The organism is Shigella sp. FC1967, assembly GCF_001743005.1.
Lineage (GTDB): Bacteria > Pseudomonadota > Gammaproteobacteria > Enterobacterales > Enterobacteriaceae > Proteus.
Map to the genome: position 1 here is coordinate 1 of NZ_MIIZ01001402.1, position 358 is coordinate 358.

The following is a 358-nucleotide window of genomic DNA, read 5'->3' on the forward strand; positions in this document are numbered from 1 at the left end:
CTCAGATTGAACGCTGGCGGCAGGCCTAACACATGCAAGTCGAGCGGTAACAGGAGAAAGCTTGCTTTCTTGCTGACGAGCGGCGGACGGGTGAGTAATATATGGGGATCTGCCCGATAGAGGGGGATAACTACTGGAAACGGTGGCTAATACCGCATGATGTCTACGGACCAAAGCAGGGGCTCTTCGGACCTTGCGCTATCGGATGAACCCATATGGGATTAGCTAGTAGGTGGGGTAATGGCTCACCTAGGCGACGTCTCTAGCTGGTCTGAGAGGATGATCAGCCACACTGGGACTGAGACACGGCCCAGACTCCTACGGGAGGCAGCAGTGGGGAATATTGCACAATGGGCGC

Annotated in this window: 1 rRNA gene; it reads left to right on the forward strand. The window is 55.6% G+C overall.

From position 1 onward, the window contains the following. A 16S ribosomal RNA gene (locus tag BHE89_RS22455) occupies positions 1-358 on the forward strand; the annotation flags it as partial.